We start from the raw sequence: 25,093 nt of genomic DNA, 5'->3' as shown, positions 1-25,093 counted from the left end.
TGTTAGCTGCCGCGAATAATGCGGTTGCCGGCAGTAGCCAGGTCTTCGGCGGTTTTCATCATCTTGACCTGGAACTCAAAGTTCCGGGACAGTGACATGTTGTTAATCAGCGAGTCGATAGCATTGACGTTGCTGCTCTCGAGATAACCCGAAGCGACCGAAACCGTCTCATCCATATCAGCCTGCGCTCCGGCCCCGGCCACCCTGAACAGGCCATCTTCACCTTTACGCACATTATCGAGATCCGGCTTCACCAGTTTTAGCCGGCCGACTTCCTGCACCAGGCCGCCGCCCTGTGGCACTATCGAGATAGTGCCGTCGGTACCGACATCCAGTTGCTGGTATTGCGGAATCACCAGCGGGCCGCCTTCTCCCATTACCGGTCGGTTGCCCAGCATCAGTCCGCCGTCGGCATCAAGGTGAAAGTTTCCGCTGCGGGTATAGGCTTCATCGTTCTCTCCGGCCTGGACCGCAAAGAAGCCCTCGCCGCGAATGGCGATATCAAACGGGTTATCCGTGTTTTGCAAGGCACCGCTGGAAAAGTCCGTTCCCCCCGCCCGTGCCGCTACCAGGGTACGGCTTTTGTAGCCTTCCCCTTTTACCGCAATACTTTCGGCCTGTTCGATATCGGCGCGAAAGCCAGTCGTGTTCACATTGGCCAGGTTATTAGCGTGTACCTGCTGTGCCATCATGATCCTGCTGGCACCTGACATGGCAGTGAATAACAGCTTATCCATGACCGGCTCCTACTACAGGTTCTGGAACAGGATTTGAGTCATCTCCTGCGAAACCTGAATTGTCTTGGCGTTGGCCTGGTAGTTGCTTTGAGCCGACATCAGGCCAACCATCTCATTGGTCAGATCAACGTTAGAGCCTTCATACATACCCGTACGCAGTTCACCCATCTGGCCGCTTCCGGCAACATCCGTCAATGGTGCGCCCGAGGCAAAGCTCTGGGTCCAGCGGGTACCGCCAGCCTGCTGCAAACCTTCCTGATTAGGGAAGCGCGCCAGGACAACCTGACCCTGAGCCTTGGTCTGGCCGTTGGAATAACGTGCGTATACCGTGCCGTCAGTTTCGAAATACCAACCAGCCAGCTTACCCGGCGCATAACCATCCTGCGCATTCTTGTTAATCGAAAAGTCACTGCCGAACTGGCTGACTTCTGCCATATCAAAAGCCACGGTTTGCGGGTTGGCACCGTTGCCAGGCGTAAAAGTCAGGCTGATATCACCGACAGGCTGAGCCAACTTGCCATTGGCATCAAAACGCAGTGTCTCGGTTTGCATCGGGGTCTTCTGATCATCCAGTACATAGTGAACCTGCCACTCGTTGTCACCGGTTTTGACAAAGTACTGGGTCATCTCATGCTCACCGCCAATCGAGTCGTAAACTGGTGTGGTGGTACTGGAGGTAAATGTTTTCGGGTCCTCGCGGTTAAACGGCGTCGCCTTAGGATCGATAGCGGAAGAATTGGCGTCCAGGTTCAGGCCCTGATTAATTCTTGAGGTTGTTTTCGCCGCCATATCACCGGTACTGACAGTCAAATCACCCATGTTACCTGTCTGGATCTGGCCGGTATCGGTCGCATCATACCCCTGTAGACGGTAACCATCCGCCGTTACCAGATAGCCGTCGGCATCCAGATTCATGACCCCGTTTCGGGTAAACATCTGCTGGCCGTTGCTCTGGACCATGAAGAAGCCTTCACCATTGATCGCCAAATCGCTGTTGCGACCGGTTGGTGTGGTCGAGCCGCTCATGAAGCTCTGGCGGGTAGTCGACACCTCAACACCGTTCATCTGGCCACCGCCAAACTCCGGCGCGTAGATGTCCTGAAACTCAGTACGTGATGACTTGTAGCCAATGGTGCCCACGTTGGCAATATTCTGGCTAATGGTGTTCATTTGTTCGGTGGTGGACTTCAGGCCACTCATACCAATATTAATTGACATTACCTTTCCTACTCTGCTTCTTATTCGTCGGCTTATGCCGTTATTTCACGCATATCGTACATAGACATCTTGCCCAGCCCCTTGAGGCTCAGCAGAATCGTTCCGCCGTCAGACGGGATGTTGACCGACTCCACCTCGGCAGCAATCATCATTTTCTGGCTCCAGGCATCGTCGCCTTTTTCCGCCAGCACCTCGAAGGTATAGGAACCGGTACCCAGCTCGTCACCATCGATCTGAAATTCCGCCATCCCCGTCCCCTGCGGGCCCAGCTTGATTTCATCCACCACCTTGCCGTCTTCGTCGTAGACCATGACCTTGGCGCTGTCGACCGGCTGATCAAACTGCACACGGCCTTCAACCACCTGACCTTTGGCTATATCAATTTCCTGGTTGGCCTCCATCAGCACTTTCTTGCCGACCAGGCTGGTTGCCTGCAGCATTTCCACATTGGTCATGCCGATATTGAGGTTCGTCAGGCCTGACTTGACCCCTTCCAGGCTCTCGACCGCCGACATCATGCCCAGCTGAGTCAAGTACTCGGTACCGTCGGTCGGATTCAGCGGATCCTGGTTCTGCACCTGGGCAACCATCATGGTCAGGAAATCATTACTGGACGGGTTCATTCCGTTACCGGCCACCTGAGGCTCCGATGAGGCCGCCTTCGGGCTGTACTGACTGGTGGTCGTAATTTGTGGCAAACTCACTTAAGCCTCCTAACTTGTCTTACCGAGACGCAAAATACTCTGCTGCATACTGCGAGCCCGGCTCATGACATCCACACTGGTTTCAAAACTGCGGGATGCCGCCATCATGTCCGCCATCTCTTCCACGGCATTCACGGTAGAATGAAACACATACCCGTCTTTATTGGCCTTCGGATGATTTGGCTCATAGCGGCGACGCAGCGGTTCGTCACTGTCAATGACATCCTCAATTTTCACCTTGGCACCAGCCGCCGGGCTGTTGAGATCAATCATTACGGTCGAGAATACCGGCCGCTTGGCACGGTAACCGCCCTGCTCAGAACCCGATACCACATCGGCGTTGGCCAGGTTGCTGGCCACCGTATTCAGGCGTACTGTCTGTGCCGTCATTGCGGAGCCGGCAATGTCATAAATCGTAGAAAAAGCCATAGCTGTTACTGTCCGTTAATGGCTTTTTTCAAGCCGCTGAGTTTCATATTCAAAAAAGTCGTGCTGGTCTGAAAAGCCATTGCGTTGGCGGCAAACTGTGCCTGCTCAACCCCCAACTCGACCGTATTGCCATCCCGTGCCGGCTGCTGCGGAGCACGATAGAGCAACTCATAATCTTGCGGCCGGCGGCGAGCCAGATGTTTCGCCCTGGCCTCGTTGGCAACCTGGCTCATCGCATCTTCAAAACTGATATCGCGCGCCTTGTAGTTCGGGGTATCAACGTTGGCCAAATTACTGGCCAATACCTTTGCGCGTTGTGTTCGAAACGCCAATGTATTAGGGTGTACCCCCAGTGCTTGTTCAAAGTTAATTGCCATTATCTGCCGCCATTAATTGTCGCAATCGTGCCTAGGGCACACCATGAAAGATGGTCAAACCAGAACGGCAACAAGCACGAAACATGCCAATAGTTATATATCAATATATTCAGGTATTTACGGTTGTATCAGCGTGCATCTTAAGCAAATGCGGAAGTACCGCTTCCGAGCGGAAACGGTATTAATCGCCTGTCTGCTCGGCAGTATCGTCCCGGCTAGCAGCCTGGCAAAAAATGTATCTCCCTCCTCACCAGAGCATGCCTCGGTGCAAAAGGAGATCACCCGTTATCTAGACAAACAAGTCCGGCGCTACGCCGCCAGCATCGGCAGCGATGACTACCAGATCAGCCTGCAGCCACCTGCAACATTGCCGCCCTGCAACCAACCATTACGCCAAACCCTGAGCGAGCCGACGAAACCTGTCGGCCGGCTGTCCGTGACTCTCGAATGCCACCAGCCCAACTACTGGAAGGCCAGAGCCAGGGCCGAAGTGGCTATTTTTCTTCCGCTGGTGGTTGCCAAACAGCCTCTCAATCGCCGACAAGCCATCTCCCGGGCAGATCTCAGCCTCAAACGCAGTAATTTAGCCCACATGCGCCATGGCTATTTCACCCACATCGATGCCGTCGCCGGACTGACTAGCCGACGTAAAATTGCGGCAGGCAAGGTGATCAGCCCGCGAATGGTCGAAGCCCCCGAGCTGGTCAAGCGCAATGAGGAAGTGATTATCGAAGCCCGGATGGGTGGGATGACGGCAAAAATGAAAGGCATGGCACTGGAGTCAGGCGCAGAGGGGGAGTCTATCCGGGTTAGGAACCTGTCATCCGGCAAAGAAATTTATGCCACCGTGATCGGGCGGCAAAGGGTACAGACCACCTTTTAATGGTATTATTAGCAGTCGAAATAAAATTATTTAAGCATTTCGCCGAGTGGTCGCTTTAGATCAATAACCGCACATCTGTTTTTTGTGAAGACTATGATTGGAAAAATATCTCACTCGCAGCCCGTCGTTCTACCTACAGAGGCTGCCAGTAAAACTGCCGGGGCAAAAACAGCGCCTGTCGCACAAGTCGAACTCAGCCATGAGATGAAGTCGCTGCAATCTGCCAAGCAGGCGATGGAGACCACCAGCGATGTCGATATGGACAAAGTGGCGCAAATGAAAGCGATGCTGAATGCCGGCAAGGTTTCGGTCAACCTGGACTCACTGGCCGGCAGTATGGTCGACTTTTATCAGGGGCAAGACTGATGGCCTCCCAAGCCGAACTGATCAAGGCCCTGCTCAGCGAACTGGCCCTGGATGTAAAGAGCTACCAACAGCTGGAACGACAGCTTCAGCAACAGGAAACATTACTGGTCAACCGTGACAGCCAGGCATTGCTGACGCATAACGCCGAGCTACAGCAACTGATGCAGCAACTCGGTGAGCGTGCACAGCGCCGCTGCGAATATCTCGAGTCGTTGGGTGTCAGCGCCGATGATACCGGCATGAAACGTCTGCTTTCAGCCCTGCCTGCCCAGTACCGCCAGCAAGGCAGTGCCCTGTGGCAACAACTCTATGAACTGACATTGCAGTGCCAGGCCCGCAACAACAGCAACGGCCGCCTGTTAGCCCAGCAAAAGCAAATGATTGATAAACTGCTGAAGCCGGAACAACAGTATTGCTACAGCCCCGGCTGCTGATTCTTCGGCAGCGGAGCGTATTGACTAGCGACGGTGGAAAAAGCGGTTCATCGACAGCTCGTCCATCACTTTCTGCTCCTGCCGCTCCTGCTTGCGCTGGATCTGGGCCAGCCGCTTATCAATGATCTTATCGCCCATCTTGACCTGACAGTGCTGCTCGACCAAACGGCTATTCATACTGCGCAGCTCCACCTGCGACAGCGCCAGCTCCTGACGCTGCAGGTTAGTTAGATTATCCAGCTGATGACGAAAACGACCGATCCCCTTGAGCATCAGAGCCGAGGCCTCGCTACCGCTGGCCACTGCATACTGTCCGGACAAACTCTCCAGTAACTCCAGTCGCTGCTGGTGAGCCTGTGCCTGCTGGTTAAGTGCGGTATACTGCTGCTGCAGCTCATCAAATTTCTTCTGCTGCTGATCCCGCCAGCCCTGAACCACCTTCACTCGCTTGTGCACGCTTTACTGCCCTCCCACCAGCTGCATCAACTGCTGCTGACTGTCGGCAAGGGGTACCTGCTCCTGCATCCCCTGCTGAAGAAAACCACAAATTTCCGGGTAATAATGCACAGCCATGTCCAGGTTCTGGTCTTGTCCCGGCTGATAGCCGCCGAGGGAAATCAGATCCTGTACCTGACGGTAGCGGGCATAAAGCTGCTTCACCTGCTGGGCTTTTTTCAGCTGCTCCGGTGCCACCACCTGAGGCATGGCACGGCTGATTGACTGCTCGATATCAATCGCCGGGTAATGTCCCTGCTCGGCCAGTTCACGGTTAAGGACAATATGGCCATCGAGAATAGCACGCGCGGCATCGGCAATCGGATCCTGCTGATCATCCCCTTCCGACAACACGGTGTAGAAAGCCGTGATCGACCCGTGCTCCGTCGCACCGTTACCGGCACGCTCGACCAACTGCGGCAGCAGGCTAAATACCGACGGCGGATAGCCCTTGGTCGCCGGAGGCTCGCCCACTGCAAGCGCAATTTCACGCTGCGCCTGCGCATAACGGGTCAGCGAGTCCATCAGTAACAGGACATCATGGCCCTGATCACGAAAGAACTCTGCGATACGATGGCACAGCATCGAGGCCCGCAAACGCATCAGCGGCGGATCATCCGCCGGCGAGGCGATCACCACCGCATTCTTCATCCCCTCGGGGCCCAACGAGTGCTCGATAAACTCACGCACCTCACGGCCACGTTCGCCAATCAACCCCACCACGGTAATTTCCGCGGTGGTATTGCGGGTCATCATCCCAAGCAGCACACTCTTACCGACACCACTACCGGCAAACAGGCCCATTCGTTGCCCTTTGCCCACACTCAGCATGCCGTTAATCACCCTGACGCCGACATCCAGCTGGGTCGAAATCGGCAGGCGCTGCAAGGGGTTGATGGTATCACCGTGGAGGTTAATTCGTTGCTCGGCTGTAATAGCGCCGCGGCTATCCAACGGCTCACCGAGTCCGTTAAGTACCCGGCCCAGCATGCTATAGCCAACATTGATTTTACTGTCGCCCTGCAGCGGCAGTACCCGGCTGCCCGGACGCAGTCCGGTCGTATGACGGATCGGCATCAGTACCGATGCGTTGCGGTCGAAGCCAACCACCTCGGCCTCGACCAGGGTGCCGAGATCGGTTTCAATCATACAGCGCTGGCCGGTACTCAACCGGCAGCCTACCGCTTCCAGCGTCAACCCGGCCATGCGGGTCAGTCTCCCGTAGGTACGGGCCACCGGGACGTCAGGAACCTGCTCGACCGCCGAGGATAAACGTGCATTCAGCTCCTGGAATAAATCACGCATCGGTCAGCAAACTATCCCGAATTGATTCCATGCAGGCCTCAAGGCGCTCTTCGCTATCGGCGAACGATTCCGAATCACTGGTCACGATACGGCAGCTACCGATTGCCAGCGAGTCATCCGGCTTGAGGTTCCAGCCGCTGACCTGCTCAGGCACCAGTTCCAGCAACCGCTGGCAGTCCTGCGGGTTGAGGTAGGTAACCAGCTCCGGCTTCTGCTCGGGCATCTGCGCCAGGGTCTCCTCAATCAGGTTCACCATCTGGCTCGGCTTGAGCGTCAGCTCGGCGCGGATCACCTGACGGGCAACCTTCTGTACCAAGTCACAGATCATCTCGCTTTGCTGGCGCACGTGCTGGTGAAACACCTGCTGGATCTGCTGCATCAGGTGATCAACCGAGGCCACTGTGCCGCCCATCTGCTGCTGCACCTGGGCAACGCCTTCGCGGATCCCCTGCTGACGGCCTTGCTCCAGCCCCTGCTGCTGACCGAACTGCTGGCCCTGGGCCAGCCCTTCCTGGTACCCCTGCTCGTGGCCCTTTTGCTGGCCGTCCTGAAACCCGTTGTTAAATTCGTCCTGGTACGAGCCCGTGGGTTCGTCACCGAACAAGTCCTCCTCCGGCTGGACCAGCGGCGGAAAATGATAGTTCCGATACTGCCCCGGCTGGGGGTGAAGAACGGTTACTGCCTGCTTCTTCATCATCACTCCACTACCGGTTCGCTAAAGAGCTGCAGCTCGATTTCGCCCTCATCGGCCAGCTGGCGCAGAGTCGCGATCAACTGCTCGCGCGCTTCTTCCACGGCACTTAGACGAACGCGCCCCTTGCCTTCCATTGCTTCACGAAGGTACTGAGCAGCACGCTTTGGCATAGTGGCGAAAATCTTGTCCAGCAATACTTGATCGCAGCCCTTGAGCGCTGTTGCCAGCAGCTCCTGATCGACTTCCTCCACCAGGCGCTCCAGGGTATCTTCACTCTGGCGTACCAGAATATCGAAGTTGTACATCTTGCTTTCCAGTGTCGCGACCAGTACCGGATCCAAGGCCTTAAGGCCGGTCATCACCTTCTGGCTCTGCTCGCCTTTCAGACGGTTAATGATTTCGCTGGCTTTCTCGGTACCGTCAACCAACGTACTGTTCTGCTGGCCGACCTGGGCCAGGAACTTCTCCAGCAGAACATGCACCTCGTCAATCATGTCAGGGTGAATTTCAGTCAGGTTGGCCAGACGGTACAGCAGATCATCCAACCCTTCGGCCGGCAGGCGCGCCAGTAACTGGGTAGCCACCTCGGGCTCCAGGTACGCCAGAAATACCGCCTGCATCTGCGGATGCTCACCGGAGATCAGCTCGGCCAGCTTGGCCGGCTCGAGCCACTGCAGACGCTGCAGGTTGTGCTTGAGCGAGTCGCCGTAGATTGAATCCAGCAACGGCTGCGACAAAGACAGCCCCAGCGCCTTGTTCAGGGTTCGCTCCAGATAGCTGCGAGAAGCCCCAGAGATCCCCGACTCGCTCTTGAAGTCATTAAAGAAACGCTGAAAGACTTTTTCCGCCTGATCCTTTTTGACCGCCGGGATCCCGGCCATCGCAATCGAGAGCTGGCGAACCTGCTCGCGGTCAAGCTGTTTCAATACGTTCGCCGCCGCTTCTTCACCCATACTCAGCAACAGAATCGCGGCTTGTTCAATGCCAGGGTTATTCTCAGTTGTCATCTTTCGGTGTGATCCATTGTTTAACGACATGGGCAACGCGCTCGGGCTCTTTCTCGGAGAGCATCTGCAAGTAAGAAGACTGTGCTTCCAGCCCGGTTTCAGGGCTCGGCAGCTCAGGCAAGTCGCTGCTTGCCACCACAGAGCTGAGTCCGGCTCCGGCATTGTCAGCCGATACCGGCATGACCGATGAGACGGCTTCCTGCTCAGTACCAAGCGCCTCGACAGAGGTTACCGGCGTAGCCGCAACCGGCGCTTCATTAGCTGGTGAAAGTGCCTGCTCCGGCACCATGACGTCGGTGGATTTCGTCCCGCCGGCCAGCTGGCGGATCGCAGGGCGAACCACCACCAGCAGGATCACCAGGGCAACCACTGCCGACAGGATATAGCGGAGGTAATCCAGCCACACCAGCTGGGTCCACCAGGCCGGTTCGTCACCCAGCAAATTGGCTTCAGCCTGGGTAAACGGATAAACAAGAACGGTAAATTTGTCACCCCGTGCCTCGTCGATCCCGATGGAATCTGCCAGCATCTGTTTGATGTCGGTCAGCTGCTGGGCACTGAAGGTATCCGGCTGGCCGTTAAGCAACACCGAAACACTCAGGCGCTTGAGCTGTCCCTGCTGGTAGAGGGTATGCTTCAGGGTGCGGTCCAGAGCATAATCACGCGAAGACTCGCTGCGTTCATTGCCCCCTTTGTTATCTCCCTCTTCCTCGCCTTCTTCCGGCGGCCGGTTGCTCAGGGCGCCGGGCACCCCTTCGGCCGGCTTGGACAGGCGTCGGTCATAGGTACTGAATTCATTTCGTAACGTTCCCTCAGGCGAATAGCTTTCTTCGGTCGCCTCGGTACGGTCGAAGTTGATGTCTGCAGCTACCTCGACCTGGAAGTTATTCATTCCTACCAACGGGCGAAGCATGCGCGAGGCACGCTCAATGTGGCTGCGCTCGAGCTGCTGGACATACTCCAGGTAGCGGCTGCTGCTTCTGCCGTGCTGATCACGATCGCCGATCGCCGCCGACAGCAGGTTACCTTGCTGGTCAATCACATTGACGCGATCTGCAGTCAGATCCGGTACACTGCCAGCCACCAGGTTGACAATCGCCGTCACCTGCTCGGCGCCCAGGTTCTGACCGGGACACAGTGACAACACGACAGAGGCCGATGACTGCTCCTTCTCACGGCGGACAAACAAGGTTTGCTTAGGAATGGCCAAATGCACCCGCACGTTGCTCACGGCTTCCAGCGTCATGATGCTGCGGGCCAGTTCCCCTTCCAGGCCGTGCCGGTAGCGGGCATTCTCGATAAACTGGCTGGTCCCCAGGCTGGAGTCCTGCGACAGGATCTCAAGCCCGGTCGGCAGTTGCGCCTCGACACCCGCCGCCGCCAGGGCCAGGCGAGCCTTGCCCAGGCTATTGCGCTCTACCATGACATTGCCTTGCTGGGGCTCGATATAAAAGTCCATCCCGCTCTGCTCAAGCACCGACAGCACCTGCGTGCGATCGAACTGTTCGTGCTCACCATACAGCGGACGGTACTGACTGCCACCCTGCCAGAGGCCAATCACCACCACCACGGTAACCAATGCGGCAATCACCCCAAGCAATGCGACAAGACGGGCACCGGATAACACCCGGCCCATACTAGAAGGGCCGGCCATATTGGCCAGCCTCTGTTTAATTAATTCACTCACTTAGTTTTTCCCATCACACAGGCATCTTCATGACATCGTCATAGGCGGTCAGGAGCTTGTTACGCACTTGCACCAGAGCGGCGAACGACAGGCTAGCCTTCTGGCTTGCCACCATCGCCCCGACCAGATCGTCACTCTTGCCGGTATCCACTGCCGTCATCAGCGCCGAGGCCTCTTTGCCTTGCTGATCAACATTGTTGAGGGTCTGGGAGATCACCTCGGTAAAACTAACCGAGTTCACTTGGTTAGCCGTTAATGGGTTAGGTGCAATCTGAGTCGTCTCCAGCACATTCATCTGTGCTCGAACCTCACTCATCTGGCTCAATGGCAATTCCATGCTCATTACTTTGTCTTGCATGTCAGGCTCTCGTGTAGAGTCGGTTAGGAATAGTTAGTATTGGCGACAGTAAAATCTGAATTTTGCCCGGTTAGGATCTGGTCGATATCCAGTCCCTGCTCGCGCATCGTCTGAATCTTGTACCGCAGGGCACGGGTCGAGACACCCAGCTCTTCGGCCGTTTTGCTCCGGTGGCCGTTAAAGCGGCGCAACGTTTCGATAATGGTGTCGAACTCGGCCAGCTTGCGGCTTTTCTGCAGGCTCGGCTTCGACAGCCTCTCGCTTGGCTTGCGCGGGCTGACCAAAGCGGAACATGTCTCTGGCGAAGGCGATAACGCCGACTCTTTGTTTGCCAGCTGAGTCGGCAGCATTAAGTCTTCAGCCCGGATCAGACAGCCCCGGCTCATCACCAACGCCCGCTGAATCACGTTCTCAAGTTCGCGGACATTGCCCGGCCAATCATAATGGCGCAGGGCATCCTGGGCTTCAGGGGTAAATTCAATGGTCGTCTGGGCATTCGGCATATAGCGCATCATCAGATAGCTAGCCAGCGGTACGATGTCATCCTTGCGCTCTTTCAGCGTGGCGCAGTGCAAAGGAAACACATTCAGCCGATAGTAGAGATCAGCACGGAAACGTCCTTCGGCAACAGCTTGTTCAAGATCACGATTGGTGGCTGCCAGCACCCGAATATCAAGCTTAATCTTCTGGTGGCTGCCCAGGCGCTCCACTTCGCGCTCCTGCAACACCCGCAGCAGCTTGGTCTGCAGCGTCAGCGGCAACTCGCCGATTTCATCCAGCAGCAGGGTACCGCCATTGGCCACCTCCAGCTTGCCGGGCTGGGCTGACGTCGCACCGGTAAACGCCCCCTTGGTATGACCAAACAAAATGGATTCGATCATAGTCTCCGGGATCGCGGCGCAGTTGATTGCCACAAACGGGCCAGCCGAACGGGGAGAAGATTCATGAATAAAACGCGCCAGTACCTCTTTGCCGGTTCCGCTCTCACCGTTGATCAGCACGGAGGCATCTGTCTGTGCCACCCGCTGGGCCAGCTGGAACATCTGCTTGCTCTGGTGTGACTCGGCCACAATCGGCAGCTTCTTCTGCTGTGGCTGAACCAGGCGCTGGACAAGCTGCCCAAGGTGCATGTGTCCAAACGGGATCAGCAAGTAGTCTGTCGCGCCCTGCTGCAAGGCACGTGTGACCTGCGCGGCATGCTGCAGCTCCGAGAGCACCACGATAGCCCCCTGGTATCGCGGCTGAACCAGCTTCATCAGGTCGGCCGCCTCGGTGCCGTCCACCAGGCAGGTCGGTAGCAGCAGCAGGTCCCATTGCTGTAGCGACAATAGGTGCAGGCAGTCAGCCATGCTGGAGGTCTGGGTCAACTGATACCCAACAGCCTCCCCCTCTACCAGTACCTGTTCCTGGACAGGGTGGTAAGGGTGGAACATCAAAACTTGCCAGTTCTTTTTCATGATCGGCCTACCACTGATTTCTTAATTAAACGGACGCTTACCCGGCGATTCTTTTGCCGCCCTGCCGCCTCAGCGTTATCCTCGACAGGATAACGGTCACCGTGGGAGCGAATTTGAAGCATAGAGCGAGGGATACCATACTCAATGAGCAGAGAAGCCACCTCTTCGGCACGCTCTCTGGACATGCGCAACTTCACACCTGTACGACCCTGGCTATCTGAGTAGCCATCAACCAGAATCTTGCTAATCGACTGCGTCGCACTGACAAACTCAGCGATCCCCATCAGTGTCCGATGACTGTTTTTTGACACATCCGATGAGCCTGAGTCGAAATAAAAGACATTATTTCTTATCTGCTGATAGTTGACGGGTATTAAGCTGTTGCGACAGGCCACAAACGCTTCGGCAGGGGCCTCAAAATTAATATTGGATAAAACAATCTCGTCATTTAATTGACGACCAGCATTAATAATCACTTTTATCCAAGAGCCACTTTTCAGACGTTCAAAAATCGCACCGGCTTTATTAACAATAATTTCACCTGTGGCATTAGAGTTATTAGCATCCCCAAGAGAATCAATAAACTTGGCATTGTTTGATTTCCAGACCGGAGAGATCTCATACACAGAGTGCAGTACTGTTAGGTTTGTTATCTCATTAGACTTAAGCTCAAGGCGCAATTCTTCTCCGGCTTCGGCTATTAACTTAGCTATTCCAAAGCCTTTTATTTCATGCTCAATTGAGCACAAAGTATTATCACCGGAGAAAGCCCATCGGCTATTGTCCAATGCAGATACTTTTACATTTTCCTGACTATAAACCGAGAAAGATGCCAATAGTAACAATAGAATAAAACTGCTTTGTCTAACCATCAAAGAGCCTAGAAATAACATATCCGCGGTAAATACATGACAATACAAACAGGTGAAAACCTCCTCATTCAAGAGGAATCTCATCACCTTAAAGGCAAAATCGAACACCCAACCAAGCACTAAACCACTCACACCCAGTGCAACAAAATGCTACTCAGTGGTAAATGGCACGCATGAAATAATGTAAGAGCAGAGAGACACCATCAAAAGCAACTGGGTATGGATGAAATCACAGAATCCAAATGCAATAGATTGATAATCACTTTAACACTTAAGAGCAATTACTTTAATATATTTTTTGCGTGAATAAGAAAACATTAAGAATAATATGTCAACTGTCAATATAATGAATACCCCAAAAATAGGGCGATGTTTTTTTGACATAGTTGATAACTGTTATATTCGTTTGACAAACCTATTGCTCAAACGGTAGTCTCCCGCGATTGAAATTGACATGTTAATTAACATTGCAGTCAATAAGAGAACAGGCAAGCCCCGATTATTGATTAAAAACAACACGATTGAGAGCTCAAAAAAAATAAGATCAGAAATATGCTTTTAATTGGCGCTCAAATTATATACAGCAAGGGGGCTATTCACCCTTTTGTTAATAAACTTTAATAATCGAACATAAGTATTAATATTAATTCTTGTGACCCTGATTCCAGCATTCTAATAAACAGCGTTTAATTAAAGTGCGACTAAAGGTTAAATGTTGATTTGAAATAAAATCAAACAAAAAGAAACAGCGTTTATTATTTATTAAGATAAATGACAACGTTTTTTATATTCAAGCGACGCTTTATTGTTTTAATAAGCATATTCAACGTACTGTTACGTTTAATGAAACCCATTGGTTGCCTAAGGTTATGACGAAAAAGAGCAAAATAATCTCAGAACTTGACCAGGTTGAAGTTCGTGCTTTTGATCTCGCAAGCCCTGAACACCGCATAGGTGCATTACAAGCCATTATTGATAATGTCTGCAAACAGTTCGAACGTTCGGCTCGCCAGTCATTCCATCACCTGTTGCGCCACCCGGTTGAATTTCGCTTTGAGCAGCAAGATACGCTGAAACTGCAGGATTACCTACAGCAACTACAGAAACCCAGCCTGTATCGCGAGTTCACCGTGAGCCCGCACGATTTGCACGGTGCCGTCTCTATCGACGGGGATCTGCTGTTTTTTATGGTCGATCTGTTTTTTGGCGGTAGCGGCAACAATGTCAGACGCCACAGTGACATGAGTGATACCGAGTTACGCCTGGTTGAACGTTTTTTCAACCTGGCACTGGAACAGTTTGCCAACGGCTGGCACAGCATTACCAGCTGGAACAGCCAGCTGACCGAGAAAAATACGCTGCGTCTCGGCAATCCAATTCAAAACAACCAGCTCTACCAGGTGTGCCGCTTTACCATTGATGTCTGCGGTCACCAGGGCTGGTTTGACATTGCCCTGCCTTTTGCCGGCCTGGACTTTCTCCGGGAGCAGCAGTGCAAGCCGACAGATGTGGAAACCGACCCCGAGCTCCAGGCCCGCATTCAGGCCAAGCTGTGCCAGGCACCGATGCGTCTGATGACCACCCTGTGCGAGCGTCGCCTGTCACTGGGGGATGTTATGGATCTGAAACAGGGCGATGTTATCCCTGTCGAGCTCCCGGGCGAGGTAACGGTCCGGGCGGGCAAAACACCGCTCTTTACCGCCCGAATTGCAGAAAACAACGCCAGTCTTGTACTTCAAGTTCAAGATGTTATTAAACAGTAACAGGAACGAGCATGTCTGAACAAACCAATGACCTGAATATTGACCTTGATGAACTGGACTTGGGTAGCCTGGGCCAGGAGCCGATACCCGGCACAGCATCAGCTGCCAAGGATATGTCGTTTATCCGCAATATCCCGGTCAACCTGACGCTGGAAGTCGCCAGCACCGAACTGATGGTTGGCGATTTGATGAATGTTTCGCTCGGCACCGTCATCGAGCTGGACAAGCTCAGCGGCGAGGCCATGGATGTCAAAGTCAACGGTACCCTGCTAGGCCACGCAGAAGTGGTGATCGTCAACAACAAATACGGCCTGCGCCTGGTCAATATTGTCGACGACAACGACATGCTAAAAGGGCTAACCAAATAATGCGTAAGTTCGGGCTACTGCTGGCGCTCCTGCTGCTTAGCTTTCCGTCGCTGGCACAGGATCTGTCGCTGCTGACTATCAACGGCCCGGACGGCCCGGAAGAATACAGCGTCAAGCTGCAAATCTTCCTGTTAATGACGGCACTGGCCTTTCTGCCGGCCATGCTGTTGATGGTGACCAGCTTTACCCGGATCATCATCGTACTGGGCATTTTGCGCCAGGCGATGGGCTTGCAGCAAAGCCCGCCGAACCGGGTTCTGGTCGGTATCGCCCTGACACTGTCTCTGTTTATCATGCGTCCGGTGCTCTATGACATCTACGACAATGCCGTGATTCCCTACCAGAGCGGCGAGCTGACCATGGTCGATGCCTTCAGTACCGCAGAAAAACCCCTGCGCCAGTTTATGTTGCAGCAGACCCGCGAGACCGATCTTGAGCAGATTTTGCGTATTGCCAATGAACCGGCACCGCAGAATATGGATGAGCTGGATTTTCTGATTGTGATGCCCGCCTTCATTCTCAGTGAACTGAAGACGGCCTTCCAAATCGGATTCATGCTGTTCATTCCGTTTCTGATCATCGATATCGTTGTAGCCAGCGTACTGATGGCGATGGGGATGATGATGCTGTCGCCGCTAATTATTTCGCTGCCGTTCAAATTGATGGTTTTCGTTATGGTCGACGGCTGGTCGATGACCGTCGGCACACTCAGTGCGAGCTTTGGATAGATATGGGTACTGAATTTATCGCCTCGTTTTTTGGTGAAGCGCTGCTGATCATCGTCAGTATGGTCTGTGTCATGATTGTCCCCAGCCTGCTGGTCGGGCTGGTCGTGAGTATCTTTCAGGCCGCGACCCAGATTAACGAACAGACACTGAGCTTTTTGCCTCGCCTGCTGATGACGTTTGCCATGCTGGGCTTTGCCGGCCCTTGGCTGCTGCGGACCCTGGGGGACTTGTTCAATCGTCTGTTCCTCGATATTCCGCACCTGATCGGCTAACCCATGCTCGATATCTCAGCAGCCCAGCTGACCGCCTGGCTAGGACAGATCTGGTGGCCTTTTTTTCGCCTAAGCGCCGCGATGCTGGTGATGCCGATTTTTGGCGGCACGGCAATCCCGACCCAAATCCGGATCGGGCTGGCGCTGATGCTCAGTATGCTGGCGGCACCGCTAATGCCGTCAATGCCCGGCATCGACCCCTTCTCGCTCGATGCCCTGCTGTTCGGTGCCCAGCAAATGGTGATCGGCGGCATCATGGGACTGATGCTCGAGCTGCTGTTTGCAGTATTCACCACCATGGGGCAAATCCTGTCAATGCAAATGGGCCTCGGTATGGCCATGAGCAACGATCCGGTAAACGGCGTCAGTATTCCGACCCTTGGTAAGTACTACCAGTTTTACACCCTGCTGCTGTTTCTCGCCCTCGATGGCCATTTGGTCGCCCTTGATGTAGTGGTGCAAAGCTTTGACGTCTGGCCGGTGGGCGAGATGCCGAGCCAGGATGCGCTGTATAGCGTGATCATGCGCCTGGGCTGGATGATTGCCGCCGCCTTCTTGCTGGCACTGCCCGCGGTATGCGCGATGCTACTGGTGAACGGTGCCTTCGGCATGATGAACCGCGCCGCGCCGCAGCTCAACGTTTTTGCACTGGGTTTCCCGATGACCATGCTGCTCGGCATGATGTGCCTGCTTATCACCACGTCCGGTATTCCGGAGAACTTTACCCGTCTTTGCAGCGAAACACTGCAGATGATGGCTGATCTGGAGGCCAGTCGCTAATGAGTGACAACAGCAGCCAGGACAAAACGGAACAGCCCAGTGAACAGAAACTGCGAAAAGCCAGAGAGGAAGGTAACCTTCCGCGTTCGAAAGAGCTGGTCACCGCACTGATGACGCTCGGAGCCGCCCTGCTGCTCAATGCCTTCTCGGGCGCACTGGCTGAAATGTTTCAGGTGATCACCACCCTGAATATGAAGCTGCCGAAAAGTGCCGCCTTCGAGCCCGAGTACATGCTCAAGCATCTCGGTATCAGTCTCAAATCCATGCTGCTGGCCGTCGCGCCGATGCTCGGGCTGCTGGTGCTTATCACCATACTTGCCAATATCGTTCGAGGTGGCTGGAACGTCTCGGGCAAGGCTGCCCAGCCGAAGCTTTCCAAGCTCAACCCGATATCGGGGATCAAGCGTATGTTTTCGACCAAGTCGCTGGCCGAGCTGATCAAAAGTATTCTTAAAGTCACCTTGATCAGTGCCACCCTGTACCTGATGCTGAGCAACAACCTGACCCAGATAGCCATGCTCCAGCGCCTGCCGCTCACCGAAGCAATTCTGCAAACCGTCGACTTACTGTGGCAGGGCCTGTTCAGCTTTGGCCTCGCCCTGTTGCTGATTGCCGTTCTGGAAATGCCGTATGCTGGCTGGGAGTACACCAAACAGCTCAAGATGACCAAGCAAGAGGTCAAGGAAGAACACAAGAACAGCGAGGGTAAACCTGAGATCAAGGCGAAAATCCGCCAGCTGCAGCGCCAGATGTCCCAGCGCCAGATGATGAAAACCGTCCCGCAGGCCGACGTGGTGATCACCAACCCGACCCACTACGCCATTGCCCTGAAATACGATCTGGACAAGGCAGGTGCTCCCTTTGTCCTCGCCAAAGGAGTTGATCAGGTAGCCCTGCAGATGCAGCAGGTCGCGCGCCAGCACGAACGCCCGATTGTCGAAATACCGGCCCTGACACGAGCCGTTTATTACTCCACCAACGAATGGCAGGAAATCCCTGCCCCGTTGTACGTTGCCGTTGCCCATGTACTGACCTTTGTGTTCCAGATGGAGCAATACAAACAGGGACGCCAGTCCCATAAACCTGAATTCCCACAAGTCTCAATTCCCAAGGAATTGCGTCGCTAACCGGATCTGAGCTGAAATGAAACAAAAACTCACCCCGTTAATACAGCTACTAGCCAAAGGGCAACTGGGGATCCCGCTGCTCCTGATGACGATACTGGCAATGGTGATCCTGCCTATCCCGCCGTTCGTGCTGGATATGCTGTTTACCTTCAACATCGTTCTGGCCCTGCTGGTAATGCTGGTCAGTGTCTATAGCAAACGGCCGCTTGATTTCTCGGTATTCCCGAGCATCCTGCTGGTGGCAACCCTGCTCCGCCTGATGCTGAATGTCGCCTCGACCCGGGTGGTGCTGCTCAACGGCCATGAAGGGGGCGAATCGGCCGGTAAGGTCATTCAGGCATTTGGTGATGTAGTGATCGGCGGCAACTACGTCGTCGGTATGGTGGTGTTCGTGATCCTGATGATCATTAACTTCGTGGTTGTTACCAAAGGTGGCGAGCGTATCTCGGAAGTGAGTGCCCGCTTTACCCTTGATGCCATGCCGGGTAAGCAGATGGCCATCGATGCCGATTTGAATGCCGGTATTATCGATCACAACCAGGCCAAACGCCGCCGCGAGGACGTCGCCCAGGAAGCCGACTTCTACGGTTCGATGGACGGTGCCTCAAAATTTGTCCGCGGTGATGCGGTTGCCGGGATGCTGATCCTGTTCATCAACATCATCGGCGGGATCAGCATCGGGGTATTCCAATACGGCCTGTCGTTTTCCGAAGCCTTTGAAACCTATGCCCTGCTGACTATCGGTGATGGTCTGGTTGCCCAGATCCCGTCACTGCTACTGGCGACGGCCGCCGCGATTATTGTGACCCGGGTTGCCGACAGCAACGACCTGTCAAAGCAAATCGGCAAACAGATGCTGGCGTCACCGGTCATTATGTTTGTTGTGTCCGGCATTATGCTGATACTCGGCCTGATCCCGGGCATGCCGCATCTGGCCTTCCTGTGTTTTGCCGCTGTGATCGGCCTTGCCGGCTGGCGGATGCGCAATATTGACAGCACAGAAGTCAATGACGAGGACCTGGCCCGAGCCGAGGAGATTGTCGAACAGCATGACCAACCCGAGAACAAGGAGCTGGCTGCCGGCGATATTCCTCTGGTTCATGCACTGAGCCTGAATGTCGGTTTCCGGCTGGTCAACCTGATCGACCGCCGCCAGGGTGCAGAGCTGCTCAGCCGGCTGATAGGGATCCGCAAGACCCTGACCGAACAGCGCGGGTTTGTGATCCCGCAAATCCATGTCAAAGATGATCTGGCGCTCGAGGCCAGCCAATACAAGATTGCCGTCCGGGGCGCGACTATCGTCGAGGCCGAGCTTGAGGCCGATCGTCTGCTGGCGATTAATCCGGGGCAGGTTTACGGCAATGTCGACGGCATCATCACCAAGGATCCGGCCTACGGGATGGAAGCGCTGTGGATTATGCCGACCGAAAAAGACAAGGCCGTCAATCTCGGTTATACCGTTGTCGACCACGCCACCATCATCTCGACCCATGTCAGCAAGGTGATCAACGACCATATCGACGATATCCTGAGCCCGGAAGAAGTCTCGGGAGTCATAGAGCGGCTGGCCAGCCTGAACAGCAAGCTGGCTGATGACTTGCAGCAGAAACTCAACCCGCAGCAGCTACTACGGGTATTTCGCCAGCTGACAATCGACGGCGTATCGCTGGCCGATATCGTGACGATTGCCAACTCGCTGGTCGAATCGGCAGAACTGTCGCAGGACCCGATCCTGCTGGCTGCCGATGTCCGCTGCGTCTTGCGCCGGGTGGTACTCGGCAGCCTGATCGGCATGCGCGCCGATGTCCCGGCTGTCACCCTGTCCGGCGAGCTGGAGAACATCCTGCTGGGCGCGCTCAGTCAAGCGCAGTCAGGCGGACACGTTCAGCTTGACGGCTTTGCCCTGGAGCCGACTGTCATTGAAAAGCTCCAACGCAGCCTGCCTGAAGTCCTGGACAATATGCGGCTTCACGGCCACAGCCCGATCCTGCTGGTCCTGCCGCAACTACGTCCGCTGCTTGCACGCTATGCCCGGGTATGCGCCCGTGGCCTGCATGTATTGTCTTTCAATGAAATTCCGGATGATAAGAACGTGTCGGTGGTTGGCAATATGGGCTAGCCCATTTGCCCCGCTCGATGGCTCGTTATTCAGAGACAAGAAACACGCCAGCACCCGCTGGCGTGATCCCTTCAAGTCCCCATTACCCTACTTCCCGTACATGCTGGTTTAACAGCGCCCGCAGCTTCAGCGGTTTCACCGGTTTGCTAATAAAACTGAAACCATGGCCGCGGATCACCTGCTGGGTTTCTGCCGTCCGGTCGGCACTGATAACCGCGCCACGGAACGTTTTGCCCAGTCGCAGGTTGCACTGCTGCAGCACCTGCAAGCCCGTTTGCTCGTTGGCCAGGTGGTAGTCACTCAGTACGAAGTCTGGCTGCCAGGCATCATCAATCTGCTGCATGGCACCCGCCACGGTCTCGGCCAGTCGAACATCGCATCCCCAGCGGGCCAGCAAGGTTTCCATCCCCAGCAGAATGTCCGGCTCATTGTCGACACAAAGCACTTTGATACCCGCCAGCGGTGCGGTTTTCTCCTCGACAGGGGCCGTCTTTTCCACCCGGCGGGCAAGCTCGCCACGGCGGACATCGAGCCCGAAGACCGTTCCCTGGCCGGGCCAGGATCGCAATGACAGCTGATGGTCAAGAACCCGGCTGATCCCGCGTGCAATCGCCAGACCGAGGCCGAGGCCATGGTCGACTCCGCTCCGCTCGATACGGGTAAACTCATCAAAAATATGGGCTTGCTTCTCTTGGGGGATCCCCGGACCGTTGTCCCAGACCTCGATCGTCAATTGCCCTTGCTTCCTGCGCGCCCCCAGCACCACCTTGCCGTTCGGGTTATAGCGGAAGGCATTGGTCAGAAAGTTCTGCAACGCCCGGCGCAGCAACTTAGGATCGGAAACAATCACCGCATTGCTGTTGACCACCTCAAAGCGGATCCCCTGCTGCTGCGCCAGGGCGCCAAACTCTGCACTGAGCGTACTGAACACATCACGGACCGGAAACGGATGCACATTGACCTGCAGCTTGCCCGCTTCCAGCCGCGAGACATCCAGCAGATCACCGATTAAGTCCTCCGCCGCTCCCAGCGCACTCTCGATATGGTGGGCAAGCTTGGTGGTTTCCTCTTCTTTGGCCACTTCTGTCAGAGACGACGAAAACAACCGCGCGGCATTCAGCGGTTGCATAAGGTCGTGGCTGACCGCGGCCAGAAAGCGCCCTTTCGAATGGGCCTGCTGTTCAGCCTGCTGCGTGGCAGAAACCAACTGGCGGTTCAGCTGCTCCAGCTCTTGGGTACGCAGCCTGACCCGTTCTTCAAGGTTTTCGTTGGCCTCTTTCAACGCCAGCTCCGCTTGCCGGAACGCGGTGATATCGGTAAAGCTCATCACAAACCCGCCACCGGGCATCGGATTGCCCTGCACCTCGATAACCTGGCCATCCGGCCTGATCCGTGATGAGGTATGGGCGGTGCCCCGCTTGAGGTGTTCGACACGCTTGGCGACATGCGCCTCCGGATCGCCGGGGCCGCAAAGTCCCAGCTGGGCGTTGTGGCGAATCACATCCGCAATGGGACGACCGACCTGGATCAACCCCGGCGGAAAAGTAAACATTTCCAGATAGCGCTGGTTCCAGGCCACCAGCCTTAACTGCTTGTCCACTACCGTTATTCCCTGGCTGATGTGCTCAATCGCTCCCTGCAGCAAACCACGGCTGAAATCAAACAGCTCGGAGGCTTCATCAACAATGGTTGCCACCTCTTCCAGCTGCATATTGCGCCCCTGAAGGGCAGAGGTCAGAACCAGACGCGCCGAGGAGGCCCCGAACACCCCGGCCAGCACCCGCTCGGTATGGCGGATCAACGGTGCCGTTGCCTGCTGCTGGGGCAGCAAATCAGCCTGGTGCTGATCGGCGAACTGCCTGAAGGCATGTCGCACCCGCTTGCGCCCGACAAAGCGGGCAGCCAGCATCTCAAGCTCGGCCACGGTTACCCGGGCCTGGTACAGGCTGCCATTATCCGACTCAGGCAACGGCGCGCCGACAAAAGTGGCTGCCTGCATTCGCTCGGTCAGCGATGTCCGGGTCAGCATCGATACCGAAAAATACAAAGAAATGTTCACAACAACACTGAGCAACATGCCCCAGTCAACGGCTGATAGCTGGTGCAGCACCGGCCATTGCGGCGGAGTAAGCAACCACAGCAGTAAGTTGGTTTCGGCATCACCGGCCAGCATATTGGTCTGGCCCATCATGGTGATCACCCATACCGCCGAGCCTCCCAGCAAACCCGCATACACACCGTTACGGTTGCCCTCACGCCAGTAAATTCCCCCCAGCAAAGCCGGTGCAAACTGGGCAATGGCCGCAAAAGACAATAGCCCGATACCGGACAGTGACTGAATTTCATCCAGAACCTGATGGAATCCCCAGGCGGCCATGAGCAGCAGCAGGATCAATGCGCGCCGAATATTGAGCAGCATGCCGGAGAAGGCGTTGAAATTACGGCCGGATACCCGCAGTCGCCGCAACAGCAGCGGAAGAACCAAGTCGTTGGAGACCATGATGGCCAGGGCAATGGTCGAGACGATGACCATGCCTGTCGCCGCCGATGTCCCGCCCAAAAACGCCAGCAGCGCAATACTCTCTACTCCCTGCTGCAGCGGCAGGTTGATGACATAGGTATCGGCAGAAATGTGCGGCAGCAGCGACTGGCCGGCCAACGCCAGCGGCACCACAAACAGCCCCATCAGCAGCAGATAAATCGGAAAAACCCACCGAGCCATGTGCAGGTCCTGCGCCCGGCTGTTCTCCACCACAATGGTATGGAACTGGCGCGGCAAACAAATTATCGCCGCCATGGTAAGGATGGTATGGATCAGCAGGCTACCGATATTTGGTGTGCTCGGCTGCAGATATTCCTGTCTTACTGCCTGCAGATCGGGCAGCTCGAACAATAACCCGACGGCAAAAACCCCCACCACCAGAAAAGCCACCAGCTTGACGATCGACTCGAACGCCACGGCCATCATCATCCCGCGATGGTGCTCGGTGGTATCGATGTGCCGGGTGCCGAACAGAACGGTAAACACCGCCAGTGCCAGCGTTACCATCCAGGCAATGTCGGCATCATCAACCCCGCTCTGCTGGCCCAGATCCGGCGCAATTTGCTCCAGCCCCATGGTAATACCGCGCAGCTGCAAGGCGATATACGGCAAAATCCCGATCACCGCAATAATCGTCACCAGAACGGCCAGGCCCTGGGATTTTCCGTAACGGGCAGCGATAAAGTCGGCAATGGAGGTAATATGCTCGCGCTTGGCGATTAAGATCAGCCGGGCAAGAATGCGCCAGCCAAGGGTGAAAACCACAATCGGCGCAAGGTAGATAGGCAAGAATGACCAGATATCCTGGCTGGCCTGTCCGACCGTGCCATAGAAGGTCCAAGAGGTACAGTAGACCGCAATTGAAAGGCTATAAATCCATGCCCGCCAGCCTGCCAGCCATTGCGGCCTTTTATCACCATACCAGGCGATAAAAAAGAGCAGCCCGAGATATGCCAGCGAGACTGGCACGACAATCCATCCTTGTGCCATGATACGTCCTGATTGTAAAAAAGATGTAAGCCCATGGTAACGAATTCACACCCATTGACTCAATCAAGACGATCACAGCTTTGGCCGAAACGTCCCTTTCCCGGCCAAAATCAATAACTTTCAGCTAGCTATTGGTTACATAACGCGACCGTGGCTGGGTTTCTATCTTCATCAGCAGTACCGGTGCCCCCATCACGGCCATCAGCCAGAACAAGTCCGCGCCCCAGATCCCGTACAGCCAACCACTCAATGCCGTCATCATAGCCATGAAGGCCCCCATCGGCAGGGCATTATACAGGGCCTGCAACGCCACCATCTGGTTGCTCTTGGCTTGCTGAATATAGCGAATCGTTGCCAGATGACAGGCCGCAAAGGTCACACCGTGCAGCGCCTGCGCCATCACCAAGACCGGCAGATCGGTCATGCTGGCAATCACCCCCCAGCGCAACAACACGCCCAATGCCGCAAGACGGAACATGGCCGAGATACTCCAGCCGGCAAATATGCGCTTGCTCAGGGCAAAGACAGCGACTTCGGCAACCACACTGAAACTCCAGAGGTAACCTATGACCGCTTCGCTGTAGCCGACTTCTTTCCAGTAAATCGCACTGAAACTGTAATAGGCCGCATGACTGCCCTGCAGCAGGGCAACCGCGCCAAGAAAACGGACAACCTGGCTATCACGCATCAGCGCCATCAAGGCAGGACGAGCCTGATCATGGCCGTCTTCCGAAACCGGCAACACTGTCGGCTGACGCATCGATAGCACCAATGCCGCCACCAGACCCGCTGCGGCGACCCAAGGGATCACATCAGGGCTATATTCCGCCGCCAGCAGGCCCACGACCGTTGAGCCGGCGATAAAGGCGATGGAGCCCCATAGCCGGGTACGACCATAGTCTAAATGGCCGTCTTTGGCATAGTGGTTAGCCAGTGCATCAGACAGCGGCACAATCGGCCCAACCAGCATGTTATAGATAATTGTGACTATAGTGAGTGCCCACAAACTACCACCGCAATAGATATACACGACGCAGCTTATCAAAGCAGCCAGCGCCAGCCAGCGAAGTGCCGGGATCAAATGCTCTGCCTTATGGATCCGCGGGGTGATCACCAGGTTGGCCAGACAACGTACGCCAAAACCCAACCCCAGCAACAGCCCTATATTCGAGGCGCTCACCTCCAAATGCGCAAGCCACAACGCCCAAAAAGGGAGGTACACACCATAATTAAAGAAAAAACCAAGCAGGTATTGCGAGGTCCATCCATAGGGGCTACTACGAAACATGCCAAGTCCTATATGCAGAGAGAAGTATAACGGTCGGCCATTATGCCGAATTCGCTACCGTCTCCCAATGAAATTATCAGACAATTTTACTTC

25 protein-coding genes are annotated in these 25,093 nt (G+C 55.2%); 10 read left to right on the top strand and 15 right to left on the bottom strand.

Annotated elements, in window-relative coordinates; genetic code table 11:
* Nucleotides 1-2: 2 nt before the first annotated feature.
* Genes EIZ48_RS21800 through flgB form a run of 5 tightly spaced genes read right to left on the bottom strand, consistent with a single transcriptional unit; the run spans nucleotide 3 to nucleotide 3,465 of the window.
* Nucleotides 3-737 (bottom strand): flagellar basal body rod protein FlgF, encoded by a 735-nt coding sequence (locus EIZ48_RS21800; protein WP_160656274.1) that lies wholly within the window; start codon nucleotides 735-737, stop codon nucleotides 3-5.
* A gap of 12 nt (nucleotides 738-749) precedes the next feature.
* The gene (gene flgE, locus EIZ48_RS21795; protein ID WP_160656271.1) at nucleotides 750-1,955 is read right to left on the bottom strand and encodes a flagellar hook protein FlgE; all 1,206 of its coding nucleotides are present in this window, start codon (nucleotides 1,953-1,955) and stop codon (nucleotides 750-752) included.
* 32 nt (nucleotides 1,956-1,987) lie between these two features.
* Complete coding sequence (locus tag EIZ48_RS21790; RefSeq protein WP_160656268.1) at nucleotides 1,988-2,659, bottom strand: flagellar hook capping FlgD N-terminal domain-containing protein; 672 nt, start codon at nucleotides 2,657-2,659, stop codon at nucleotides 1,988-1,990.
* Between the two features lie 9 nt (nucleotides 2,660-2,668).
* The gene (gene flgC, locus EIZ48_RS21785) at nucleotides 2,669-3,088 is read right to left on the bottom strand and encodes a flagellar basal body rod protein FlgC (RefSeq protein WP_160656265.1); all 420 of its coding nucleotides are present in this window, start codon (nucleotides 3,086-3,088) and stop codon (nucleotides 2,669-2,671) included.
* Nucleotides 3,089-3,093: 5 nt separating this feature from the next.
* Nucleotides 3,094-3,465 carry a flagellar basal body rod protein FlgB gene (gene flgB / locus EIZ48_RS21780; protein ID WP_160656262.1) on the bottom strand — a complete coding sequence of 124 codons (372 nt, stop codon included), beginning with the start codon at nucleotides 3,463-3,465 and terminating at the stop codon, nucleotides 3,094-3,096.
* Nucleotides 3,466-3,598: 133 nt separating this feature from the next.
* Between flgB and flgA the strand changes: the two genes are divergently transcribed.
* From flgA to flgN, 3 genes are all read left to right on the top strand, one after another.
* Complete coding sequence (flgA, locus tag EIZ48_RS21775) at nucleotides 3,599-4,348, top strand: flagellar basal body P-ring formation chaperone FlgA (RefSeq protein ID WP_338046940.1); 750 nt, start codon at nucleotides 3,599-3,601, stop codon at nucleotides 4,346-4,348.
* A gap of 93 nt (nucleotides 4,349-4,441) precedes the next feature.
* Nucleotides 4,442-4,714: a flagellar biosynthesis anti-sigma factor FlgM gene (flgM, locus tag EIZ48_RS21770; RefSeq protein ID WP_160656259.1), complete on the top strand. Its 273-nt coding sequence runs from the start codon at nucleotides 4,442-4,444 to the stop codon at nucleotides 4,712-4,714.
* Complete coding sequence (flgN, locus tag EIZ48_RS21765; protein WP_160656256.1) at nucleotides 4,714-5,148, top strand: flagellar protein FlgN; 435 nt, start codon at nucleotides 4,714-4,716, stop codon at nucleotides 5,146-5,148. Before flgM ends, flgN begins: the two co-directional genes overlap by 1 nt.
* Nucleotides 5,149-5,172: 24 nt before the next feature.
* On the opposite strand, the gene EIZ48_RS21760 is transcribed toward flgN, so the two are convergent.
* From EIZ48_RS21760 to EIZ48_RS21725, 8 genes are read right to left on the bottom strand one after another with little or no spacing between them, the layout of a single operon-like run.
* Entirely contained in the window at nucleotides 5,173-5,604 is a 432-nt protein-coding gene (locus tag EIZ48_RS21760) for a flagellar FliJ family protein (RefSeq protein ID WP_160656253.1), read from the bottom strand.
* 3 nt (nucleotides 5,605-5,607) lie between these two features.
* Nucleotides 5,608-6,948 carry a flagellar protein export ATPase FliI gene (fliI, locus tag EIZ48_RS21755; RefSeq protein ID WP_160656251.1) on the bottom strand — a complete coding sequence of 447 codons (1,341 nt, stop codon included), beginning with the start codon at nucleotides 6,946-6,948 and terminating at the stop codon, nucleotides 5,608-5,610.
* Nucleotides 6,941-7,642, bottom strand: a complete 702-nt coding sequence (gene fliH / locus EIZ48_RS21750) for a flagellar assembly protein FliH (protein ID WP_160656248.1) — start codon at nucleotides 7,640-7,642, stop codon at nucleotides 6,941-6,943. The genes fliI and fliH overlap by 8 nt, the downstream gene beginning before the upstream one ends.
* A 2-nt stretch (nucleotides 7,643-7,644) precedes the next feature.
* A complete protein-coding gene (gene fliG, locus EIZ48_RS21745; protein WP_160656246.1) occupies nucleotides 7,645-8,649 on the bottom strand; it encodes a flagellar motor switch protein FliG in 1,005 nt (334 codons plus the stop codon).
* Nucleotides 8,639-10,336, bottom strand: a complete 1,698-nt coding sequence (fliF, locus tag EIZ48_RS21740; RefSeq protein WP_160656243.1) for a flagellar basal-body MS-ring/collar protein FliF — start codon at nucleotides 10,334-10,336, stop codon at nucleotides 8,639-8,641. Before fliF ends, fliG begins: the two co-directional genes overlap by 11 nt.
* 13 nt (nucleotides 10,337-10,349) lie before the next feature.
* On the bottom strand, nucleotides 10,350-10,694 hold the full coding sequence (gene fliE / locus EIZ48_RS21735) for a flagellar hook-basal body complex protein FliE (RefSeq protein ID WP_160656240.1): 345 nt from the start codon (nucleotides 10,692-10,694) through the stop codon (nucleotides 10,350-10,352).
* Nucleotides 10,695-10,717: 23 nt separating this feature from the next.
* Nucleotides 10,718-12,151 carry a sigma-54-dependent transcriptional regulator gene (locus EIZ48_RS21730; RefSeq protein ID WP_240153055.1) on the bottom strand — a complete coding sequence of 478 codons (1,434 nt, stop codon included), beginning with the start codon at nucleotides 12,149-12,151 and terminating at the stop codon, nucleotides 10,718-10,720.
* Nucleotides 12,148-13,155 carry an OmpA family protein gene (locus EIZ48_RS21725; RefSeq protein ID WP_338046939.1) on the bottom strand — a complete coding sequence of 336 codons (1,008 nt, stop codon included), beginning with the start codon at nucleotides 13,153-13,155 and terminating at the stop codon, nucleotides 12,148-12,150. The genes EIZ48_RS21730 and EIZ48_RS21725 overlap by 4 nt, the downstream gene beginning before the upstream one ends.
* 737 nt (nucleotides 13,156-13,892) lie before the next feature.
* On the opposite strand from EIZ48_RS21725, the gene EIZ48_RS21720 reads away from it, so the two are divergent.
* The 7 genes from EIZ48_RS21720 to flhA are packed head-to-tail and all read left to right on the top strand — an operon-like array spanning nucleotide 13,893 to nucleotide 20,180.
* Nucleotides 13,893-14,786, top strand: coding sequence for a flagellar motor switch protein FliM (locus tag EIZ48_RS21720; protein WP_160656237.1), 894 nt, complete (start codon nucleotides 13,893-13,895; stop codon nucleotides 14,784-14,786).
* An 11-nt stretch (nucleotides 14,787-14,797) separates the two neighbouring features.
* A complete protein-coding gene (gene fliN, locus EIZ48_RS21715) occupies nucleotides 14,798-15,154 on the top strand; it encodes a flagellar motor switch protein FliN (protein WP_160656234.1) in 357 nt (118 codons plus the stop codon).
* Nucleotides 15,154-15,882 carry a flagellar type III secretion system pore protein FliP gene (gene fliP, locus EIZ48_RS21710; protein WP_160656231.1) on the top strand — a complete coding sequence of 243 codons (729 nt, stop codon included), beginning with the start codon at nucleotides 15,154-15,156 and terminating at the stop codon, nucleotides 15,880-15,882. Before fliN ends, fliP begins: the two co-directional genes overlap by 1 nt.
* Nucleotides 15,883-15,884: 2 nt before the next feature.
* Nucleotides 15,885-16,154 (top strand): flagellar biosynthetic protein FliQ, encoded by a 270-nt coding sequence (locus tag EIZ48_RS21705; protein WP_160656228.1) that lies wholly within the window; start codon nucleotides 15,885-15,887, stop codon nucleotides 16,152-16,154.
* A 3-nt stretch (nucleotides 16,155-16,157) separates the two neighbouring features.
* On the top strand, nucleotides 16,158-16,934 hold the full coding sequence (gene fliR / locus EIZ48_RS21700) for a flagellar biosynthetic protein FliR (RefSeq protein WP_160656224.1): 777 nt from the start codon (nucleotides 16,158-16,160) through the stop codon (nucleotides 16,932-16,934).
* Nucleotides 16,934-18,061: a flagellar biosynthesis protein FlhB gene (gene flhB, locus EIZ48_RS21695; protein WP_160656221.1), complete on the top strand. Its 1,128-nt coding sequence runs from the start codon at nucleotides 16,934-16,936 to the stop codon at nucleotides 18,059-18,061. The genes fliR and flhB overlap by 1 nt, the downstream gene beginning before the upstream one ends.
* 16 nt (nucleotides 18,062-18,077) lie before the next feature.
* Entirely contained in the window at nucleotides 18,078-20,180 is a 2,103-nt protein-coding gene (gene flhA, locus EIZ48_RS21690) for a flagellar biosynthesis protein FlhA (protein WP_160656218.1), read from the top strand.
* Nucleotides 20,181-20,262: 82 nt separating this feature from the next.
* On the opposite strand, the gene EIZ48_RS21685 is transcribed toward flhA, so the two are convergent.
* Both EIZ48_RS21685 and EIZ48_RS21680 read right to left on the bottom strand, forming a co-directional pair.
* The gene (locus EIZ48_RS21685; protein ID WP_160656215.1) at nucleotides 20,263-23,712 is read right to left on the bottom strand and encodes a hybrid sensor histidine kinase/response regulator; all 3,450 of its coding nucleotides are present in this window, start codon (nucleotides 23,710-23,712) and stop codon (nucleotides 20,263-20,265) included.
* A 124-nt stretch (nucleotides 23,713-23,836) separates the two neighbouring features.
* Nucleotides 23,837-25,000: a 3-phenylpropionate MFS transporter gene (locus EIZ48_RS21680; protein ID WP_160656212.1), complete on the bottom strand. Its 1,164-nt coding sequence runs from the start codon at nucleotides 24,998-25,000 to the stop codon at nucleotides 23,837-23,839.
* Nucleotides 25,001-25,093: the final 93 nt, after the last annotated feature.

Source organism: Photobacterium alginatilyticum (genome assembly GCF_009910675.1).
Lineage (GTDB): Bacteria > Pseudomonadota > Gammaproteobacteria > Enterobacterales > Vibrionaceae > Photobacterium > Photobacterium alginatilyticum.
The sequence above is the reverse complement of the archived record's forward strand: the minus strand, read 5'-3'. Positions and strand labels throughout refer to the sequence as shown.

What these genes read in the sequence shown, in the direction of transcription:
- fliG (WP_160656246.1), bottom strand. Translation starts at nt 8,649, where the DNA reads ATGACAACTGAGAATAACCCTGGCATTGAACAAGCCGCGATTCTGTTG.
- flgN (WP_160656256.1), top strand. Translation starts at nt 4,714, where the DNA reads ATGGCCTCCCAAGCCGAACTGATCAAGGCCCTGCTCAGCGAACTGGCC.
- flgE (WP_160656271.1), bottom strand. Translation starts at nt 1,955, where the DNA reads ATGTCAATTAATATTGGTATGAGTGGCCTGAAGTCCACCACCGAACAA.
- EIZ48_RS21720 (WP_160656237.1), top strand. Translation starts at nt 13,893, where the DNA reads ATGACGAAAAAGAGCAAAATAATCTCAGAACTTGACCAGGTTGAAGTT.
- fliN (WP_160656234.1), top strand. Translation starts at nt 14,798, where the DNA reads ATGTCTGAACAAACCAATGACCTGAATATTGACCTTGATGAACTGGAC.
- EIZ48_RS21800 (WP_160656274.1), bottom strand. Translation starts at nt 737, where the DNA reads ATGGATAAGCTGTTATTCACTGCCATGTCAGGTGCCAGCAGGATCATG.
- flgB (WP_160656262.1), bottom strand. Translation starts at nt 3,465, where the DNA reads ATGGCAATTAACTTTGAACAAGCACTGGGGGTACACCCTAATACATTG.
- flhA (WP_160656218.1), top strand. Translation starts at nt 18,078, where the DNA reads ATGAAACAAAAACTCACCCCGTTAATACAGCTACTAGCCAAAGGGCAA.
- EIZ48_RS21730 (WP_240153055.1), bottom strand. Translation starts at nt 12,151, where the DNA reads ATGAAAAAGAACTGGCAAGTTTTGATGTTCCACCCTTACCACCCTGTC.
- fliR (WP_160656224.1), top strand. Translation starts at nt 16,158, where the DNA reads ATGCTCGATATCTCAGCAGCCCAGCTGACCGCCTGGCTAGGACAGATC.
- EIZ48_RS21685 (WP_160656215.1), bottom strand. Translation starts at nt 23,712, where the DNA reads ATGGCACAAGGATGGATTGTCGTGCCAGTCTCGCTGGCATATCTCGGG.
- fliP (WP_160656231.1), top strand. Translation starts at nt 15,154, where the DNA reads ATGCGTAAGTTCGGGCTACTGCTGGCGCTCCTGCTGCTTAGCTTTCCG.
- fliI (WP_160656251.1), bottom strand. Translation starts at nt 6,948, where the DNA reads ATGCGTGATTTATTCCAGGAGCTGAATGCACGTTTATCCTCGGCGGTC.
- EIZ48_RS21680 (WP_160656212.1), bottom strand. Translation starts at nt 25,000, where the DNA reads ATGTTTCGTAGTAGCCCCTATGGATGGACCTCGCAATACCTGCTTGGT.
- flhB (WP_160656221.1), top strand. Translation starts at nt 16,934, where the DNA reads ATGAGTGACAACAGCAGCCAGGACAAAACGGAACAGCCCAGTGAACAG.
- fliH (WP_160656248.1), bottom strand. Translation starts at nt 7,642, where the DNA reads ATGAAGAAGCAGGCAGTAACCGTTCTTCACCCCCAGCCGGGGCAGTAT.
- flgC (WP_160656265.1), bottom strand. Translation starts at nt 3,088, where the DNA reads ATGGCTTTTTCTACGATTTATGACATTGCCGGCTCCGCAATGACGGCA.
- EIZ48_RS21705 (WP_160656228.1), top strand. Translation starts at nt 15,885, where the DNA reads ATGGGTACTGAATTTATCGCCTCGTTTTTTGGTGAAGCGCTGCTGATC.
- flgM (WP_160656259.1), top strand. Translation starts at nt 4,442, where the DNA reads ATGATTGGAAAAATATCTCACTCGCAGCCCGTCGTTCTACCTACAGAG.
- fliE (WP_160656240.1), bottom strand. Translation starts at nt 10,694, where the DNA reads ATGCAAGACAAAGTAATGAGCATGGAATTGCCATTGAGCCAGATGAGT.